The sequence below is a fragment of the Phenylobacterium deserti genome (assembly GCF_003254705.1).
Lineage (GTDB): Bacteria > Pseudomonadota > Alphaproteobacteria > Caulobacterales > Caulobacteraceae > Phenylobacterium > Phenylobacterium deserti.
Genome location: NZ_QFYR01000005.1, coordinates 43,492 through 60,490 on the forward strand (window position 1 = coordinate 43,492; position 16,999 = coordinate 60,490).

The 16,999-nt window shown below is 68.0% G+C and carries 16 protein-coding genes; 7 read left to right on the forward strand and 9 right to left on the reverse strand.

Features of this window, described 5'->3' with window-relative positions; all coding sequences use genetic code 11:
- Positions 1-50: 50 nt before the first annotated feature.
- Positions 51-950 carry a VOC family protein gene (locus DJ018_RS16875; RefSeq protein ID WP_240609590.1) on the reverse strand — a complete coding sequence of 300 codons (900 nt, stop codon included), beginning with the start codon at positions 948-950 and terminating at the stop codon, positions 51-53.
- A gap of 212 nt (positions 951-1,162) precedes the next feature.
- Between DJ018_RS16875 and DJ018_RS16880 the strand changes: the two genes are divergently transcribed.
- Positions 1,163-2,299 (forward strand): calcium-binding protein, encoded by a 1,137-nt coding sequence (locus tag DJ018_RS16880; RefSeq protein WP_111516159.1) that lies wholly within the window; start codon positions 1,163-1,165, stop codon positions 2,297-2,299.
- Here DJ018_RS16880 and DJ018_RS16885 read toward each other — a convergent pair.
- From DJ018_RS16885 to fabD, 8 genes are all read right to left on the reverse strand, one after another.
- Positions 2,296-3,117, reverse strand: coding sequence for a CAP domain-containing protein (locus tag DJ018_RS16885; RefSeq protein ID WP_111516160.1), 822 nt, complete (start codon positions 3,115-3,117; stop codon positions 2,296-2,298). The genes DJ018_RS16880 and DJ018_RS16885 overlap by 4 nt on opposite strands.
- A gap of 2 nt (positions 3,118-3,119) precedes the next feature.
- Entirely contained in the window at positions 3,120-3,785 is a 666-nt protein-coding gene (gene gmk / locus DJ018_RS16890; RefSeq protein ID WP_111516161.1) for a guanylate kinase, read from the reverse strand.
- 6 nt (positions 3,786-3,791) lie between these two features.
- Positions 3,792-4,673, reverse strand: a complete 882-nt coding sequence (locus DJ018_RS16895) for a YicC/YloC family endoribonuclease (RefSeq protein WP_111516162.1) — start codon at positions 4,671-4,673, stop codon at positions 3,792-3,794.
- Positions 4,674-4,683: 10 nt separating this feature from the next.
- Entirely contained in the window at positions 4,684-5,736 is a 1,053-nt protein-coding gene (gene mltG / locus DJ018_RS16900; protein ID WP_240609591.1) for an endolytic transglycosylase MltG, read from the reverse strand.
- Entirely contained in the window at positions 5,733-7,016 is a 1,284-nt protein-coding gene (gene fabF, locus DJ018_RS16905) for a beta-ketoacyl-ACP synthase II (protein WP_111516164.1), read from the reverse strand. The genes mltG and fabF overlap by 4 nt, the downstream gene beginning before the upstream one ends.
- A gap of 84 nt (positions 7,017-7,100) precedes the next feature.
- Entirely contained in the window at positions 7,101-7,340 is a 240-nt protein-coding gene (locus tag DJ018_RS16910; RefSeq protein WP_012522113.1) for an acyl carrier protein, read from the reverse strand.
- 114 nt (positions 7,341-7,454) lie between these two features.
- Complete coding sequence (gene fabG / locus DJ018_RS16915) at positions 7,455-8,195, reverse strand: 3-oxoacyl-[acyl-carrier-protein] reductase (RefSeq protein WP_111516165.1); 741 nt, start codon at positions 8,193-8,195, stop codon at positions 7,455-7,457.
- 16 nt (positions 8,196-8,211) lie between these two features.
- Positions 8,212-9,156, reverse strand: a complete 945-nt coding sequence (gene fabD, locus DJ018_RS16920) for an ACP S-malonyltransferase (protein WP_111516166.1) — start codon at positions 9,154-9,156, stop codon at positions 8,212-8,214.
- Positions 9,157-9,844: 688 nt separating this feature from the next.
- Between fabD and DJ018_RS16925 the strand changes: the two genes are divergently transcribed.
- From DJ018_RS16925 to DJ018_RS19270, 6 genes are all read left to right on the forward strand, one after another.
- Positions 9,845-10,363: a DUF4402 domain-containing protein gene (locus DJ018_RS16925; RefSeq protein ID WP_111516167.1), complete on the forward strand. Its 519-nt coding sequence runs from the start codon at positions 9,845-9,847 to the stop codon at positions 10,361-10,363.
- Between the two features lie 66 nt (positions 10,364-10,429).
- On the forward strand, positions 10,430-10,912 hold the full coding sequence (locus DJ018_RS16930; RefSeq protein WP_111516168.1) for a DUF4402 domain-containing protein: 483 nt from the start codon (positions 10,430-10,432) through the stop codon (positions 10,910-10,912).
- Positions 10,909-11,823, forward strand: coding sequence for a fimbrial biogenesis chaperone (locus DJ018_RS16935; RefSeq protein WP_111516169.1), 915 nt, complete (start codon positions 10,909-10,911; stop codon positions 11,821-11,823). The genes DJ018_RS16930 and DJ018_RS16935 overlap by 4 nt, the downstream gene beginning before the upstream one ends.
- Positions 11,804-14,584: a fimbria/pilus outer membrane usher protein gene (locus tag DJ018_RS16940; RefSeq protein WP_111516170.1), complete on the forward strand. Its 2,781-nt coding sequence runs from the start codon at positions 11,804-11,806 to the stop codon at positions 14,582-14,584. The genes DJ018_RS16935 and DJ018_RS16940 overlap by 20 nt, the downstream gene beginning before the upstream one ends.
- Before the next feature lie 103 nt (positions 14,585-14,687).
- The gene (locus DJ018_RS16945; protein WP_165842961.1) at positions 14,688-15,620 is read left to right on the forward strand and encodes a DUF4402 domain-containing protein; all 933 of its coding nucleotides are present in this window, start codon (positions 14,688-14,690) and stop codon (positions 15,618-15,620) included.
- Positions 15,621-15,726: 106 nt separating this feature from the next.
- Positions 15,727-16,992: an Ig-like domain-containing protein gene (locus DJ018_RS19270; RefSeq protein ID WP_165842962.1), complete on the forward strand. Its 1,266-nt coding sequence runs from the start codon at positions 15,727-15,729 to the stop codon at positions 16,990-16,992.
- The last annotated feature ends 7 nt before the right edge of the window (positions 16,993-16,999 follow it).

Genomic DNA, 16,999 nt, shown 5'->3' on the forward strand with positions numbered 1-16,999 from the left:
CCTGGGCCCTCTGGCGGGACCTGATGGTGTCTGTTCTGCGATTGGCGCCGTTAAGGCGCGGGATCGGGCGCCATGAAGGGCGAGCAGCAAGGCTTTCCGATCGCTTTGAATTCCATGAACTCGGCGCGCGTCCCATCCGGGTCGAGAAGGTTGAGCTGCCATTTGGCGTCCCGCCCGATCTGCGGCAGCCCTTTCTGGTCGTGGATCCGATCCTCGTTCCACAGCGTCGTATAGGTGGTCCGGATATCCTGTACGCCCAGGGCGAAGTGGTTGAGCACGCCCAGCGTCGCCTGGTTCATGTCGGACGGAATGCCGCGGCCCTCGGGCGTGCCGACGATCATGTACTCCAGCCAGTCGCGCCCATCCGGCACCTGGAGCGAAACCCAAGTGGGACGGTCTTCATGCATGCCGCCGGCCCAATAGGATCGGAAGCCCAGCACGTCCTTGTAGAAGGCATCCTGCCGCGCCCGATCATGAACGATGAACCCCACGTGGATCATGCGGCTGGAAAGCGGGTTCGCAGCGACCTGCGGCAGGCGAGCGGGCGCCTGCACGAATTCGATGCGCATGCCTTCCGGATCGGTGACGTGGAACCAGCGGCTTCCATCGGCGCCCTGCTCCACACGCGCCGGCACGCTGATCTTCTTCGACGCCAGATAGGCCCTCAGACCTTCAGCGTCTGTGGTCGTGAAGGCGGCATGATCCAGGCGGTTGATCGACGTCTGGCCATCGGGCAGCGGCAGGACTTCGACGAACTGCGTCGGACTGAAATGGTAGCGAGCCCCGCGCGGGTTCTCCGGGTCCGCTCTCTTCACTGCGCCGAGATCGTGAACGTAGAAGTGCTCTGCCTTGGCGAGATCGGCGGCATAGACGGACAGGTGAGAAACGCCTGTGATGGGCGGTCGGGCTGGCGCAGCGGAGACGGCGCTCGCCAGCGCGAGCAGAGCCAAGGCGCATATTCCGCGCAGCCGCATTCCAATTCCCTCCCGCTTGTTGGCCTGACCAAAGCACCGCCTTCGACCGGCGACAAGAGCCGGCGCCGGGCGCGGCAAAACCGCGCTCTTGCCAGCGTTCCCAAGGGCGCGCCTGTCCCAAGGCCAAGCTCCGCCACATTGCCGCCCAGCGGCCCAGCTTTGCCGAATCCGAAGACGGGAGAGCGCACATGAGCGTCGGCAACTACGCGGCCTTCAGGACCGCCCTTGGCCAATATGAGAGCGGCAACAACTACGCCTTCGTCTCGAGCCTCCAGTATCTCGGCCGCTGGCAGTTCAGCGAGGAAAGCCTGAAGGCGGCAGGCTTCTACCAGGGCGATGCGACCGCCGCTCGGGACTATATCGGCGCGTGGACGCCGCTCGCGGCAAGCTTCGGGGTGAACAGCAAGGCGAGCTTCCTGGCGTCACCCGCCGCGCAGGACGCAGCCCTGGAGTCCTGGTTCAAGTACGTCGAGAACGACATCCACCAGCTCGGCCTCGAGAAGTACGAAGGCCAGACGCTGAATGGGGTCGCCATCACCGGGTCCGGTCTCTACGCCGGGACGCACCTTGTCGGGGTGTGGGCGCTGAAATCCTTTCTGGAGTCCGGCGGGACCAGCGTGCCCCAAGACGGCTACGGCACCACCGTCGTGACCTACCTTACGAACTTCGGCGGCTACGACATGCCCTTCTCGTTCAGCCATGCCGCCCCTGACACCCTCGTGGGCGGCGGCGGCGCCGATCGCCTGTTCGGCGGCGCAGGCGACGACAATCTCTCTGGAGGCGGCGGCTCCAACTACCTGCGTGGCGAGGACGGGAACGACACCTTGATGGGCGGCGCCGGGTTCGACGACCTGCACGGCAACAAGGGGGACGATCGCATAGACGGCGGCTCTGGCGGGGACGACTGGCTGGTTGGGGGTCAGGGCTCCGACGTCATCACCGCCCGCGCCGGCGGCGCGATCCTCTACGGCAACATGGGCGCGGACACGCTGAACGGCGGCTCGGGGTCGGAGATCCTGCGCGGCGGGCAGGATGACGACGTGATCTATGGCGGCGGCGGCGCGGACTGGATCAGCGGCGATCGCGGGAGCGACATGCTCTCCGGCGGCTCGGGCGGCGACCTGTTCAACATTTTCAAGGGCGCTGGTGTGGATCGCGTGCTGGACTTCAACGCCAGCGAAGGCGACCGTGTGCGGATCGAGGCCGGCGCGGGCTACAGCCTGATCGACTCGGGCACCGACACTGTCGTAGACCTCGGAGACGGCGATCGCCTAGTGCTTGCCGGCGTGAAGCTGGCGACCTTGCCTGCGGGCTGGATCCTCTAGGCCGGGCGCCAGGCGAAAAGCGGTCCGATCAGATACTCCACGACCCGCGCGTCGAGCGGCAGCCCCACCTGCAGCTGATAGACGCCCGCTGGCGCTTCTTCGATCCGTTCAAGGGGGAACGCGCGCCCGCCTGACCGGGTAGCGTCGAACACCTGCGGCCGCAAGCCGACGGCGAGCCCGCTCACAGGCCCAGCCAGCAGTCCCGCGTCCCCAACCTCGAAGGGAACGGCCTCGGCGAGCACCCCGTCGGGTCGGGCATAGAGGCCGACGGCATAGACGCGATCAGCCTTGCGCACGACTGCGAAACCCGCGTGCGTGTGCTTGCGGCGAAGGAGATTGGTCCAATGGGGCGGGCTGCGGCGCCAGATCGCGAAGAGCCGATCAGGCGTGCCCGGCTGCTCCCCGCGGTGGTAGGCGATGTTCTCGCTCGTCGAACCGAGCGTCGTGCGGCCGATCAGGTTCAGCCGATCTGTGGGATCGAAGCGTTCGGGCGAGAGATGTTCCACATAGACGCGCTGGGCCAGGTCGGCGGCGTGAGCGCGTGCGGTGCGCGCCAGCTCATCGTGCCAGATCAGGCTTCCCGCGCCGGCTGCAGCGCGGGCAGCGTTCGACCGTTCCAACAGCGCACGGGCGCTCGCCGCATCGAAGCGACCTCCTCCCGCATCCGCAAGCCGCGCCGTCAGGCGCGTGTAGTAGGCGCTCCAGGTGGCCGCCGGCCGGGCGGTGAGACTGCTCACCGGCGACTGCGCCCATGCCGGCTGGGCCGTCAGCCCTGCGGCTGCGGCCAGGAGGGCTCGGCGCGAGAACCGCGCCGGCATCCCTAGAGCTCTTCGGCCTGCAACGCCTGGACGAAGCCTGGCAGCCAGGGATTTCGCCCCGGCTTCATCCGTTCAGCCCGGTAGATGTGGCTGAGGTCGGCGTAGGCGCGGTCGAAGTTCTTGTTGACGATGACGTAGTCGTACTCGGCCCAGTGGTTGATTTCCTCGTGGCCGAGCCGCAGGCGCGCTTCCATGACTTCGTCACTGTCCTGCGCCCGGGCGCGCAGACGGCGCTGCAGGTCAAGCCAGGAGGGCGGCAGGATGAACACGCGCACGCTGTCGTCGGGCGCGCTCTCGGCGATCTGACGCGCGCCCTGCCAGTCGATGTCGAACAGGACGTCGTGACCGGCCTCCAGCGCCGCCATGACGGGCGCCTTGGGCGTGCCGTAGAGGTTGCCGTTCACCGTCGCCCACTCGAGCAATTCGCCCGCGGCGATCATCGCCTCGAACTGCTCGCGCGTCTTGAAGAAGTACTCCCGGCCCTCCTCCTCCCCCGGGCGTGGCGCACGGGTGGTGGCGGAGATCGACAGGGTAAGGTCGGAATAGTCCGAGACCAGGCGGCGCGACAGCGAGGTCTTGCCTGCGCCTGCCGGGCTTGAGACCAGCATCAGCAGGCCGCGCCGGACCGTCTCCCAAGGCTTGGCTGACGGATCGTCGGCGCCGCTCATCGTTTGCTACTCCACATTCTGAACCTGTTCGCGGAACTGCTCGATCGTGGCCTTCAGTTCCAGGCCGACAGCAGTCAGCGCTGAGAGGGCCGACTTCGAGCACAGCGTGTTGGCTTCGCGCATGAACTCCTGGGTCAGGAAGTCCAGCCGCCGGCCGACCGCCGCATCCGAGCCGACCAGCGCGCGGGCCGCTTCGATGTGACCGGCCAGCCTGTCGAGCTCCTCGCGCACATCGGCTTTCACGGCGAGGGCTGCGGCCTCCTGCACGATGCGCTCAGGCGTGGCCGCTTCGCCGGCGAGCTCCGTAAGGCGGCGCTCGAAACGTTCCTTGATGATGGCCGGCTGGCCGCCAGCTTCCGCTTCGGCTTGCGCCGTCAAGGCGGCGATGCGGTCCAGCAGGCCAGTGAGCACGCCCGTCAGACTGCTGCCCTCCTCCCGACGCGCTGCGGCCAGTCCGTCCAGCGCAGACAGAATGGAGGCGCCGATGGCCGCTTCCAGTTCGGCGAGAGCCTCAGCCTCCAGGGCCGTTTCGTCCGCCTCGATGACGCCGCGCAGCGACAGCAGTCCGTCCAGGCTTGGGGCGCGGACCATGCCGGTGGCCACGTAAGGGCCGCCTGCCTTCAGGTAGGCTTCCAGCTGCTGGACGTTGACCCGCACCGCCCCGGCGCCTTCCGCCCGCTTGGCCTGGACTCCGACAGTCAGCTGGCCGCGCTGGAAGCGGGCCTGGGCGCCCTCGCGAGCCGTACGCTCGAGCCCGTCGAAGCCGGGCGGCCCACGGAAGCGGACCTCCAGGTTGCGGCCGTTGACCGAGCGGGCTTCCACCGCCCAAGTCCAGGAGCCGTGGGCGCCCTCGGCGCGACCAAAGCCCGTCATCCCGGAAATCGGCACTCGGACCTCCTCAGCGGCCGGCGGCAGGCGCAGCGGCGGCGGCCTGCTGGCGTTCGATGGCGCGCCAGCGAGCGACGTTGCGCTGGTGCTGTTCGTAGGTCGCAGCGAAGGCGTGGCCGCCGTCTCCGCTGGCTACGAAATACAGTTCATTGGTGCTGGGCGGATTGAGCACGGCCTCGATGGCGGCGCGGCCGGGGTTGGCGATGGGCGTGGGGGGCAGGCCGGGCACCCGGTAGGTGTTGTAGGGGGTCGGCGTGTCGAGTTCGGAGCGGGTGATGCCGCGGCCGAGCGCGCGGCCTTTCGATACACCGTAAATCACTGTGGGGTCGCTCTGCAGCGGCATGCCCTGGCGCAGGCGGTTGATATAGACCGCGGCGATGCGGGGCCGCTCGGCCGGGACGGCGGTTTCCTTTTCCACGATGGAGGCCAAGGTCAGGGCCTCCTGCTGGGTCGTGAAGGGCAAGCCCATCTGGCGGTTCGGCCAGAGCTGGGCGAGGAGCTGCTCCTGGGCCCGGCGCATGCGGGCGATCACGGCGCTGCGGTCGTCGCCGCGCTGCACCTGGTAGGTGTCGGGCAGCAGCGAACCTTCCGGCGGCGCGACGGCGGTCCCGACGAGCACGGGTTGGGCGTTCACCGCCTCGGCGGCCATTTCGCTGGTCCAGCCTTCGGGCACGGTGATCATGTGGCGCACGACCCGACCGGCGCGGATATCCGCCAGGATGCGGCCCATGGAGGCGGCGCTGCGGACTTCGTACTCGCCGGCCTTCAGGCTGCTGGCGGCGCCGGTCAGCTTGGCGGCCACGACGAACAGAGCCTGGCTGCGGATGACGCCGGCGTCCTTGAGCTGACCTGCGATGGCGGCGAGGCCGGAGCCGCGCTCCAGCACCACCGTCGTCACCTCGCCCTCGCGCGCCCGGGGCCCGGGCCCGCCGTAGTTCCAGATGACCCAGCCGCCGGCCAGAACGGCCAGTGCGATCAGAGTGGTCGCAACCGCGCCCGCCATACGCAGCGGGCCTTGCTCCTTGCGGACGGGGCGGCGGCGTTTGCGGCGGGCGGGGCTCACGAGACCTTCTTGAACACCACGGAGGCGTTGGTGCCGCCAAAGCCGAAGCTGTTCGACATGGCGACGTTGATCTCCATCGGCTTGGGCTTGTGCGGCACCAGGTCAATGGCGGTCTCGACGGAGGGGTTGTCGAGGTTGATGGTCGGCGGGGCGACCTGATCACGGATGGCCAGGCAGGTGAAGGCCGCCTCGATGGCGCCGGCGGCGCCCAGCAAGTGACCCGTGGCCGACTTGGTCGAGCTCATGGTCGTCTTGCCGGCCGCGTTGCCGAGGATGCGCTCCACGGCGCCCAGCTCGATCTCGTCGCCCAGCGGCGTCGAGGTGCCGTGGGCGTTGATGTAGTCGATCTGGGAAGGATCGATGCCGGCGTCCTTGATGGCCGCCTTCATGGCGCGGAAGCCGCCGTCGCCGTCCTCGGCCGGAGCGGTGATGTGGTAGGCGTCGCCGGCCAGGCCGTAGCCCGCCACTTCGGCGTAAATCTTCGCGCCGCGCGCCTTCGCGTGCTCGTACTCCTCGAGCACCAGAACGCCCGCGCCCTCGCCCATGACGAAGCCGTCGCGGTCCTTGTCATAGGGCCGGCTGGCCTTCTGCGGATCGTCGTTGAAGCCGGTGGACATGGCGCGGCAGGCGATGAAGCCGGCGATGCCGATCGGCACCACGGCCGACTCCGCCCCGCCCGCGACCATCACGTCGGCGTCGCCGTACTTGATGAGGCGAGCCGCATCGCCAATGGCGTGGGCGCCGGTCGCGCAGGCCGTGACCACCGCGTGGTTCGGACCTTTGAAGCCGTGCTTGATGGATACCTGGCCGCTGGCCAGGTTGATCAGGGCCGAAGGGATGAAGAACGGGCTGATCCGGCGGGGCCCCTTCTCCTTCAGCTCGATCGCGTTCTCGGCGATGGGGCCGAGGCCGCCAATGCCGGAGCCGATCATCACGCCGGTGCGCTCGCGATCCTCGTCGGCTTCCGGCTTCCAGCCGGAGTCGGCGATCGCCTCGTCAGCGGCGGCGATGGCGTAGAGAATGAAGTCGTCGACCCGGCGCCGATCCTTGGCGCTCATGGTCTGGTCGGGATCGAAGGAGCCCGGAACGTCCGGACCGCCGCCGCCGCGGCCGTCAATCCGCGGCACCTCAGCCGCCACGCGGCAGGCGTAGTCAGTGGCGTCGAACGCCGTGATGGAGCCCACGCCGGACTTGCCGGCCAGGATTTCGTTCCAGCTATGCTCGCGGCCCTGTCCCAGGGGGGTCAGCAGGCCGATGCCGGTGACAACGACTCGACGCATCAACGATCCTCAAACGAAGACCGCCGCGGCTCGGGGACTTCCCTAAGCGACGCGGCGGCCAAATTGCTGAGCGAATTGTTGGGCTTAGGCGCCCAGGCGCTCCTGGATGAACTTCACCGCATCGCCGACGGTCTGAATGTGCTCAGCCGCGTCGTCGGGGATTTCGATGTCGAATTCTTCTTCGAAGGCCATCACCAGCTCGACGTTGTCGAGGCTGTCGGCGCCCAGGTCGTCGATGAAGCTGGCCTTCTCGGTGACCTTTTCGGGATCGGCGTCGAGGTGCTCGATGACGATCTTACGGACGCGTTCAAGGACGTCGGACATTAGGTAGGTCCCTCAGGGCTTAGTCAGGCTTTTAGTTCGACGACGGCGACCTTCGAGTCAACCATCGCAGCGGTTCGGCCGCCGGGTAGCACAGTCCTCCCAGCGAGGCGAGCGTCAGATCATCACCATGCCGCCATTCACGTGCAGGGTCTGCCCCGTGACATAGGCGGCCTCGCTGCTGGCGAGGAACACGCAGGCGGAAGCGATCTCCTTGCCGGCGCCCAGACGCCCCATCGGAATGGTCGACATGATCTGGGTCTTCTGCTGCTCGTTCAGGCTGTCGGTCATCGGACTTTCGATGAAGCCGGGTGCGACGCAGTTCACGGTGATTCCGCGGCTGGCGACTTCCTGAGCCAGCGCCTTGGAGAAGCCGATCATGCCGGCCTTGGAAGCGGCGTAGTTGGCCTGGCCCGGATTGCCCATCACGCCCACAACCGAGGTGATGCCGATGATGCGGCCGGAGCGGCGGCGCATCATGCCCTTGGTGGCCGCGCGGCAGAGGCGGAAGTAGCTCTCCAGGTTGACCTTGATCACGGTCTCCCAGTCCTCGTCCTTCATGCGAAGAAGCAGGCCGTCCTTGGTGATGCCGGCGTTGGCCACCAGGATGTCCAGAGGCGCCCCGGCGGCGGCCTCGGCGGCTCCCACCAGGCCGTCGACGGCGGCGGCGTCCGAGAGGTTGGCGGCGGCCACGGAGGTCCGCTCGCCGAGCTCGGAAGCGAGCTCCTGCAGGACCGCCTCACGCGTGCCGGACAGCACCACATGCGCGCCTTGCGCATGCAGCGCCCGGGCGATCTCGGCGCCAATGCCGCCGGTCGCACCGGTGACGAGGGCGGTCTTGCCGGTCAGATCGAACATTGGGCTTCCTTGTTCCTTAGAGAGACTTGGCGAAGGCTTCGAGGTCGGCCGGCGCGTTCAGCGGCGTGGCCTCGGCGTCCGGCGCAATGCGCTTGATCATGCCCGAAAGCACCTTGCCGGAGCCGGCCTCGGCGAAACGGGTGACCCCGCCCTCCCCGGCCATCCAGAGGACGCTTTCGCGCCAGCGCACCCGGCCGGTGACCTGCTCGACCAGCAAGCGCCGGATCTCCTCCGGATCGTGGGTCGGCCGGGCCGTGACGTTGGCCACCACCGGCGCACGCGGCGCGGAGATGGCGGCGGCGGCGAGCGCTTCGGCCATTTCGTCGGCGGCCGGCTGCATCAGCGGACAATGGAAGGGCGCGGATACGTTGAGCGGAATGGCGCGGGCGCCGAGCTCCTTGGCCTTTTCGATGGCCCGGTCCACCGCCGCCTTGGCGCCGGAGATGACCACGTTGCCCTGGTTGTTGTCGTTGGCGACGACGCAAACGCCCAGCTCCGCGCCAGCTTCCGCGGCGGCTTCGGCCAGAGCGACATCGGTCTTGGGGCCGATCAGCGAGGCCATCGCCCCTGCCCCGACCGGAACGGCGCGCTGCATCGCCTGGCCGCGCAGCTTTAGCAGGCGCGCGGTGTCGGACAGGGACAGGGCGCCGGCAGCGGCCAGAGCCGAGTACTCGCCGAGGCTGTGACCGGCCACGAACGCGGCCTTGTCGATCGAGACGCCAAACTCGCGCTCCAGCGTGCGGGTGACCGCAAGGCTCACGGCCATTAGCGCCGGCTGGGCGTTCTCGGTCAGGGTGAGCTGGTCTTCCGGTCCTTCACGCATCAGGCGGAGTAGATGCTCGCCCAAGGCGTCGTCGACCTCCTGGAACACCTCGCGCGCGGGAGCGAAGGCTTCGGCGAGGTCGGCGCCCATGCCGACAGCCTGGCTGCCCTGCCCGGGGAAGATGAAGGCGAGGCTCATGAGCGGCTCCGTCTCGTGTTGATTCAGGACGGCGAGGGTTAGGGGATAAGAAAAGACCCGGCAAGCGTGACCGCTACCGCCCCCAAGCACCCGCATTCCGAGCGCCGGCCAAGAATTTCGCGCAACCGGCCCGGGAGCGCCGTCTTACTCACAAATACTCATGATGGTCTTCATCGCGCGTATTGTCGCAGATCACCGGTCGCCGGCAGGAACTGGTGGCCAGCAACCTTGGCCGTGTGCCAGATCGGAACAGGCGACGACGCTTCGGTTAACAGAGGGCGCGCCGCCGAGCGGGAGGGGAAACCGGCTCGCGTCGGAGAGGATCGGCTGTTCGAAGCCGGGACTCTCAAGGGCGCAACGGAGGGAAAACACTGGCACAGCCGTTGCAGAGCAGGCCGGGTCAGGATCGACTTGGGAGAACATCGACCGATCTGAACGCCTAGGCCGCAGTACTGTTCGGCCGACCGCAAACCTTGACGAGCATGGTTAGCCCACTGGAAACAACCTTGACAGTGGCATACCACGGTTCTAGAGGGGCGCGGCTAATCAGCGGTTAAGACGAAGACTACCACCTGAACTCGCGTAAGTGTCCGAGACACACGAACAACGGGTTTGGGAAAGATCAAAGTCTTCGCCAAGACCAAGTGTCAGTTTCCATCACAATCCACTTCAGACCACCGGGGCAACCATGACCACCCTCCGCAACCTGCTTCTCGGCGCTGTGAGCGCTACCATCGCGATGACCGTGGCAGGCGCCGCGGCGGCTCAGTCCTCGCCGGCCACCGGCTCGGCCACGATCAGCGCGACCATCCAGTCGCCGATTACGGTCGCGACCACCAGCAACCTGGTGTTTGGCACGATCATCAAGCCGCAGTCCGGCTCCAGCACCGTCGCGATCACGGCCGCCGGGCCAAGCGCTCTGTCGGGCGGCGCGGTCCGCGCCAGCGGCAGCGCCACCCCGACCCCGGCGGTCTTTACGGTTACGACGCCGGCCGGCACGAAGATCACGCCGAACACCACCGTCGAAGGCACGATCACCACCCTCGCCGGTTGGGCTTTCGACGCTTCCGCCAACCCGAATGGAACGCAGATCGTCACCAGCGCCGCCACTCACCAGCTGAAGTACGGCGGTTCGTTCACCGTCAGCGATGCGACCGCCAATGGGGTCTACGCGGGTACGATCAGCCTGACCGTCAACTACGAGTAAGAGACGATCGGCGGAGAGGTGACGGTTCACCTCTCCGCAACATCGCCGCGTTCAATCTAGGTCGAGATGAGACTGCTTCCCGCCTTCTTCGCCGTTTCGCTCGCCGCTGCGCTGCCCAGCGCCGCCGCGCATGCGGACACGCGCACCGGGGAAGCCACGATCACCGCGGTGATCCGCGACTCGGCCGGGGTGAACCTCGTCACCCCCTTCGTCATTCCGCGCGTGGCGGTTCGCGCGGTGAGCACCCGCGCCGCGCAGTCGGTGCGCACCGCCGCCTCCGCCCGCTCCGTCACCGCGAGCAACGCCACTTTAACCATTCGCGGCCAAGCTGGCGCCGCGATGTCCATGGCCGTGCCTGAGACGTTCACGGTGGTTCGCGCTGGGGGCAGCGAAGCCTTCATCGTGACGACCAATTCGGATGCCGGGGGCGTCCTGGGCGGCGACACCATGAGCATCAATGTCGGCGGCGATATCGATCTCGCCGGCGGGGACAATCTCGTCCCGGGGCCCTACGCGGGCTTGCTCCTGCTCGTGGTGCAATACAATTGAACCGGATCATCACCTTCGCGGCGGTCGCCGCCCTTGCAGCGCTCGCCGGCCAGGCCTCCGCTCAGCCGGCCGCCCCTGCTGCTCCGATCACCACCGTCACCACGGTGGGCGCGAACCTCAACATCTCGCCCAAGCGGGTGACCCTGGATCGTAACCGGCGCTCCGCGACAGTCTACATCTACAACCAGGGCAACGGTCCCGGCACCTTCGACATCTCGATGATCGACCGGGTGATGCTGCCCGACGGCCAGATCGTCGCGGTGAGCGACGCCCAGGCCAAGCCTGAGCAGAAGGCGGTCGCCGACAAGGTGAAGTCGGCGCAGTCGGTCGTGCTGGTCTCCCCGCGCCGCGCCACCCTGGCGCCCGGCCAGGGCCAGACCATCCGCCTGCGCATGGCCAACCTGCCGGAAGGCGCGGATGCGTCCGAGTTCCGCACGCACCTGACCATCACCACCATTCCGCCGGCCACCAGCGGCGTGACCGCCGAGTCGGCCGCCGGTGCCCAATCCAACGAACTGCGCTTCGACATCACCTCGGTGTTCGGCCTTTCGATTCCGGCGATCGTCCGCACCGGTGCGGTGCAGGTGCAAGCCGGCGTCGAGAACGCCCGCATTGAGCACGCCGACATCTCGCCGGACGGCGCGGCCCCGCCGCGCCGCACGCCCATACTGGTGATGGACCTGGTGCGCAGCGGCCCCAATTCGCTGTTCGGCAACATCGAAGCGAAGACAACCGGCAAGCAGTCGCAAGTCATCGGCGTCGCCCGCGGCGTCGGCGTCTACACCGAGATCGACCGCCGGGTCGTCAGGATCCCCCTGCAACGCGAGCTCTCCGCTGGTGAGAAGCTCGAGATCACGTTCACGGACGATGATGCGTCGCCGGGCAAGGTGCTTGCGAAGCAGGTGCTGTAAGCGCCTGACGTGGTACGCCACAGCCGCGCTTACAGTTCTTCCCGCTTCCTCAGTTTTCGCGCTTACCGCCCAGCCGCAGGCGCCGCCTGCGGCTGAAGCGTCTCTGGATGCAGCGGCGCAGCTCGATCCGGTCAATCTGCTGCTGCTTTCGGTCCAGCTGGACGACCTGACGCTGACAGACGGCCTCTCAGCCTATGGCGATCCATCCGACCCCCTGCTTCCCATGGGCGAGCTGACCCGCCTGCTCGAGTTGGACGTGGACGTCGCTCCGCAGGAAGGGCGCATTGTCGGCCGCCTGGGCGAGGCGCGGCGAGCCCTGCTAGTTGACGCCGCCAGCCGCACGGCCCGGGATGGGCCGCGCGTGGTCCCCCTGGCCGCCGAGGACCTGGTGGTGGGCCCGACGGACATCTACCTGCGCGCTTCGGCCGTTGAGAAACTGCTGCCGCTGAAGGTGCTGGTCGAGCCTGACGCGCTGAGCGTCCGGCTTTCGGCGACGGAGCCCCTGCCCATCCAAGGTCGCCTGGAGCGGATGGCCCGCATGCGTGAGGCCACGCAAGGCGGCGGCGCGGCGCTGGAGGTCATGCGCGCGCCGGGCGGCTATCGGCTGTTCACCCTACCCGCCTTCGACGTCCAGCTGGGCGCCGGCTACCAGACCGGCCAGTCGCCCTCCGTTCCGTTCCGTTATGACATCCGGGCGGCCGGCGACCTGCTCTACTCGGGCTTCCAGGGCTATGTCGGATCCGATGAGACCGGCCGGGCGCGCACGGCGCGCATCCTGTTCGAGCGCACCTCCGTCGAGGGGCGGCTGCTGGGGCCGCTGAAGGCGCGGACGGTCAGCCTCGGTGACGTGTTCACGCCGGCCATGACCATCGGGCCGCGGGGCATGAGCGGGCGCGGGATCTCGCTGTCCACCGTGCCGCTGGACGAGACCAACGTCTTCAACCAGATCGACCTGCGCGGCGAGCTGCCGCTCGGCTACGACGTCGAGCTCTATGTGAACGACGTCCTGCGGGGCGGCCAGAACACGCCGGTGAAGGGCCGCTACGAGTTCCTGAAGGTGCCGCTGACACCCGGCGTCAACGTGATCCGCGTGGTCACCTACGGGCCGCGCGGCGAGCGCAACGAAGACGTTCGCGTGGTCAATGTGGGCGCCGGCCTGCTGCGCCGAGGCCAGGCGACGTTCGAGTTGGGCGTGGTGGACCAGGACGAAGAGATCATCCGGCTGCGCCCGATCGGCGACGACGACGAGTTCGACCGCATTCCGTCGGGCGTGCGGGCCGTCGCCCAGGTGAACTATGGCGTCACCCAGTACCTGACGGTTTCGGCCGGCGCCGCGCTGCTGCCGACCCTGGCGGGCGATTCCCGGCAGATCTACACGGCGGGCGCGCGCACCTCGATCTTCGGCTTCGCCACCAATCTGGACGGCGCCTACGACGACGCCGGGGGCAGCGGCTATTCGGTGGGCATGGCGGGGCAACTGCTGGGCTCGACCGTCGTTCTGCGGCACGCGGGCTTCCGCGGCGGCTTCGTGGACGAGAACGGCGCCGGATCGGACATCACGCGCCTGCTGTCCAGCCGCACGGAAGCCACCCTCGACAGCAACATCGCCTTCGCTGGCCAGGTGCTGCCGATCACCCTTCGTGCGCTGCGCAACGTCTATGTGGACGGGGCGATGGAGTACGCCGGATCGGCTCGCGGTTCGGCCAGCCTGGGCGCGATCCTGGTGTCCACGGGCCTGGAATACTCGCGCATCGTGTCGAGCACGGGCGATGCGACCCAGCGGCTGGGCGGCTTCTTCGCCGGATCCACCTATCGCAGCTACACTTGGCAGATCCGCTCGACCCTGGACTACCAGCTGCTGCCGGAGATGGTGGCGCAGTCCCTGGCGGTGACGGTGGACCGGGAACTGTCGCAAACCGCGTCCCTGCGGTTCGGGGTCGGCCAATCGCTCGAAGACTTCAAGAACGTCAACTTCACGGCGGCATCCATCTTCAGGCTGCGTTTCGCGGATCTGGCGCTGACCGCCGACTACAACAACGGCGACCGGTCCTGGCGAGCCGGCGCGCAGCTGAGCTTCGGCCTGAACTTCGATCCGGCGCGGCGGCGCTACGCCATGACGCGTCCGGGTCCGGGCTCCGGCGGGGCGGTGCTGTTCGAAGCCTTCCTGGACCACAACGGCAACGGCCTGTTCGACGCGGGCGACGAGCCGGTCCGCAACGTCCTTGTGGAAGGCGCCGAGCGGCCGGCGGTGACCGGGCCGGACGGCAAGGTGTTCATCAGCAACGTCGGCGCAGGGCCGACGGCGCAGCTGCGCGTGTCGCTGGACAATGTGGAGAACACTTCGGTCACCACGCCGCCGTCGGTGATCCAGGTCCAGCCGCACCCCGGCAGCGTGACCACCATCCGCTATCCCATGCGCCCGACGGGCGAGGTGATGGTGCATGTATCCCTGCGGCGTCCGGACGGAGCGCTGGTGGGCATCGCGGCGGTGCAGCTGCGGCTCGTGGGCGACAACGGCCACGTGGGCGAGGTCTCGACCGAGTTCGACGGCAGCGCCAACTTCATCAACCTGCCGCCCGGACAGTACCGGCTGGAGTTGGACGGCGGCCAGGCGCAGCGCCTGCGTATGTCGCTGGTCAAGCCGGTGAACGTCACCATCACGGGCGACGGCGGCTTCATCCCGGATGCGGAGGCGGAAGTCAGGTTCGAACGCCGGACCGAAGAGCAGTCGCAAGACGTCGCGTCAGCGGATCCTCAATGATTTTCCAGCGAAGCTGCGTCGTCTCGTGCTAGAGCGCTCGCCAATGCTGTTCCGTCCGTCCAGAATTCAACTTTTCCTTGGTGCGACGACCGCGACGTTACTCATGGTCGCATCGAATGCGGCCCAGGCGCAGACGTTCGGCGTGGGTGTGAACAGCGATCCCAATCTGGGGGTCGTGGCCTCCGCCTCGTCGGGCGACACCACATTCACGATCAACGCCGGCACGGACCAGGTCAGCAAAAGCGGCAACGGCGCGCGCATCAGCTCCGGCTCGGCCCGGGGCAAGGTCACGGTCAGTTGCGCCAGCGGCGCGTGCACGGGCAAGAAGGTGCAGGTGCGCGTGGGCGTCAGCGGATCGCCCACAGGGCGAGCCCGGGCGCTGACCGGCTTCAACGTCGCCTCCGGCACCCTGGCGGTGTCCAGCGTCTCCGGGACCAACCCGCTGACGTTTGTGATCAACAGCTTCCCGGCGGGGGGCGGCTACTTCTGGCTGGGCGCCACCTACCCCATCGCCGGCGACGACAGCGGCAAGGCGACGGGCGCCGCGGGTTCGGGCTTCGCCATCAGCGCGGTGCTGTCGGGCAAGTCGTTCGGCGCGGGAACCGGCAGCACGGCCGACGCCACCGTGTACCGCAAGCTGTCCATCGTGAACGACACGCCGCTGTCGTTCGGGCGCATCGTGCGGCCGACCAGCGGAAGCTCCACCGCCACCTTCTCGGCCACCAACCCGCAGCGGGTGATCACCGGCAGCGGCGTGTGGCTGAACACCCCCAGCCCGACGCGGGCCAAGTACACCATCACCGGTGAAGGCGGGGCGGCGGTCTCGCTGTCGATTCCGCCGAGCTTCACCATGACCGGGCCCTCCACCCTGACGGTGACGACCGACACCACGGCGCAAGGCGCGCCGGTGCTCAGCTCCATCACCGGCAACGCCGGGACCTACAGCTTCTATGTGGGCGGGGCGATGACCCTGACGAGCAGCACGCCCTCGGGCGCCTACTCTGGATCGTACGTTGTGACGGTCAGCTACAACTAGGCGCCCGGCCCGGGGTTTGCAGTCGCTCTGAGAGGTCGCGCAAGCTTGGCTTTGGTGCTAAGCGCGGCGTGGGGTTTCTGTCCCAAAATGGGGCGCAGGGGCGGCGATGACGATCAAGATCCAGTTCGAGGACGTGCCGGCGGGGCTTCTCACCGGCTATTCGGCGCAGGGCTTCAACTTCACCAGCCTGTTCGCGCCCAACGACCCGACGCACGAGGCGTTCTGGAATCGGTCGTACCTGACGGACCTCGGCACCGGCGCTTACCTGATCAACCAGCAGAGCAGCGACACCATCACGGTGCGCGCCAGCAGCGGCCAGGCGTTCGGCGCTGTGTCGATCGACGTCAATGGCTTCAACTTCAAGGGCTTCGACGGTGAGGACCCGATCACCGGCACCCAGGTGGTCACCTTCACCTTCCAGGGCCTGAAGGCCGGCAGCTACGACCTGGTGGAGTACAGCTTCACCACGGACAACGTGGACAGCTTCCAGACCGTCGCCCTGCCCGGCGCGTTTTCCTCGGGCCTGCTGCAGCTGAGCTGGTCCGTCAGCGGCGCCAGCGAGAACTGGGGCGCGTTCGACAACCTCGTGCTGCAGCCTAACCGCGCGCCGACCGTGCAGTCGCTGAACACCAGCGTCACCGGCGGCGAGACCTACACAGGCCACCTGCTGGGCAGCGATCCGGACGGCCAGGCGCTGATCTTCAAGGCGGTGGGCGCCCTGCCCAAAGGCGTGGTGCTGGACAGCGACGGGACGTTCTACGTCCAGCCGCTGGCGTCCGACGAGGACCTGATGCCCGGCGAAAGCCGCACGGTGAGCTTCCAGTTCAAGGCGTCCGACGGGGCGCTGGACTCCACGGTCGCCAGCGTCACCGTCAAGGTCGGCGCCCTGCCGCAAGGCGCCGACATCTGCGGGGGCAACCATCCGCAGACCCTGGTCGGCACGGCGGCGGGCGAGCGTATCTGCGGCGGCAACAGCGGCGACGTCCTGTCCGGCATGGGCGGCGCCGACACCCTGATGGGCAACAACGGCAAGGACCTGCTGATGGGCGGCGGCGGGCGCGACCTGCTGCTGGGCGGCAACGGTTCGGACACCCTGGACGGCGGCGCGGGCGACGACACCCTGACCGGCGGCAACAGCCCCGACCTGTTCATCTTCGAACGCGACTTCGGCCGCGACGTGATCACCGACTTCGACGTCAAGAACGAAACGATCCAGATGTCGCCGGCGATGTTCGCCAACTTCGCCGACCTGAAGGCGCATGCTGTCCAGTCGGGCGCCCACGTGGTCATCACCTACGACGCGGCCAACATCCTGACCCTGCAGAACGTGAAGCTGTCGAGCCTGAACGAAGGCGACTTCATCTTCGCCTGACGGCCAG

What these genes read in the sequence shown, in the direction of transcription:
- DJ018_RS16880 (WP_111516159.1), top strand. Translation starts at nt 1,163, where the DNA reads ATGAGCGTCGGCAACTACGCGGCCTTCAGGACCGCCCTTGGCCAATAT.
- DJ018_RS16885 (WP_111516160.1), bottom strand. Translation starts at nt 3,117, where the DNA reads ATGCCGGCGCGGTTCTCGCGCCGAGCCCTCCTGGCCGCAGCCGCAGGG.
- gmk (WP_111516161.1), bottom strand. Translation starts at nt 3,785, where the DNA reads ATGAGCGGCGCCGACGATCCGTCAGCCAAGCCTTGGGAGACGGTCCGG.
- fabF (WP_111516164.1), bottom strand. Translation starts at nt 7,016, where the DNA reads ATGCGTCGAGTCGTTGTCACCGGCATCGGCCTGCTGACCCCCCTGGGA.
- DJ018_RS16910 (WP_012522113.1), bottom strand. Translation starts at nt 7,340, where the DNA reads ATGTCCGACGTCCTTGAACGCGTCCGTAAGATCGTCATCGAGCACCTC.
- fabG (WP_111516165.1), bottom strand. Translation starts at nt 8,195, where the DNA reads ATGTTCGATCTGACCGGCAAGACCGCCCTCGTCACCGGTGCGACCGGC.
- fabD (WP_111516166.1), bottom strand. Translation starts at nt 9,156, where the DNA reads ATGAGCCTCGCCTTCATCTTCCCCGGGCAGGGCAGCCAGGCTGTCGGC.
- DJ018_RS16925 (WP_111516167.1), top strand. Translation starts at nt 9,845, where the DNA reads ATGACCACCCTCCGCAACCTGCTTCTCGGCGCTGTGAGCGCTACCATC.
- DJ018_RS16930 (WP_111516168.1), top strand. Translation starts at nt 10,430, where the DNA reads ATGAGACTGCTTCCCGCCTTCTTCGCCGTTTCGCTCGCCGCTGCGCTG.
- DJ018_RS16945 (WP_165842961.1), top strand. Translation starts at nt 14,688, where the DNA reads ATGGTCGCATCGAATGCGGCCCAGGCGCAGACGTTCGGCGTGGGTGTG.
- DJ018_RS19270 (WP_165842962.1), top strand. Translation starts at nt 15,727, where the DNA reads ATGACGATCAAGATCCAGTTCGAGGACGTGCCGGCGGGGCTTCTCACC.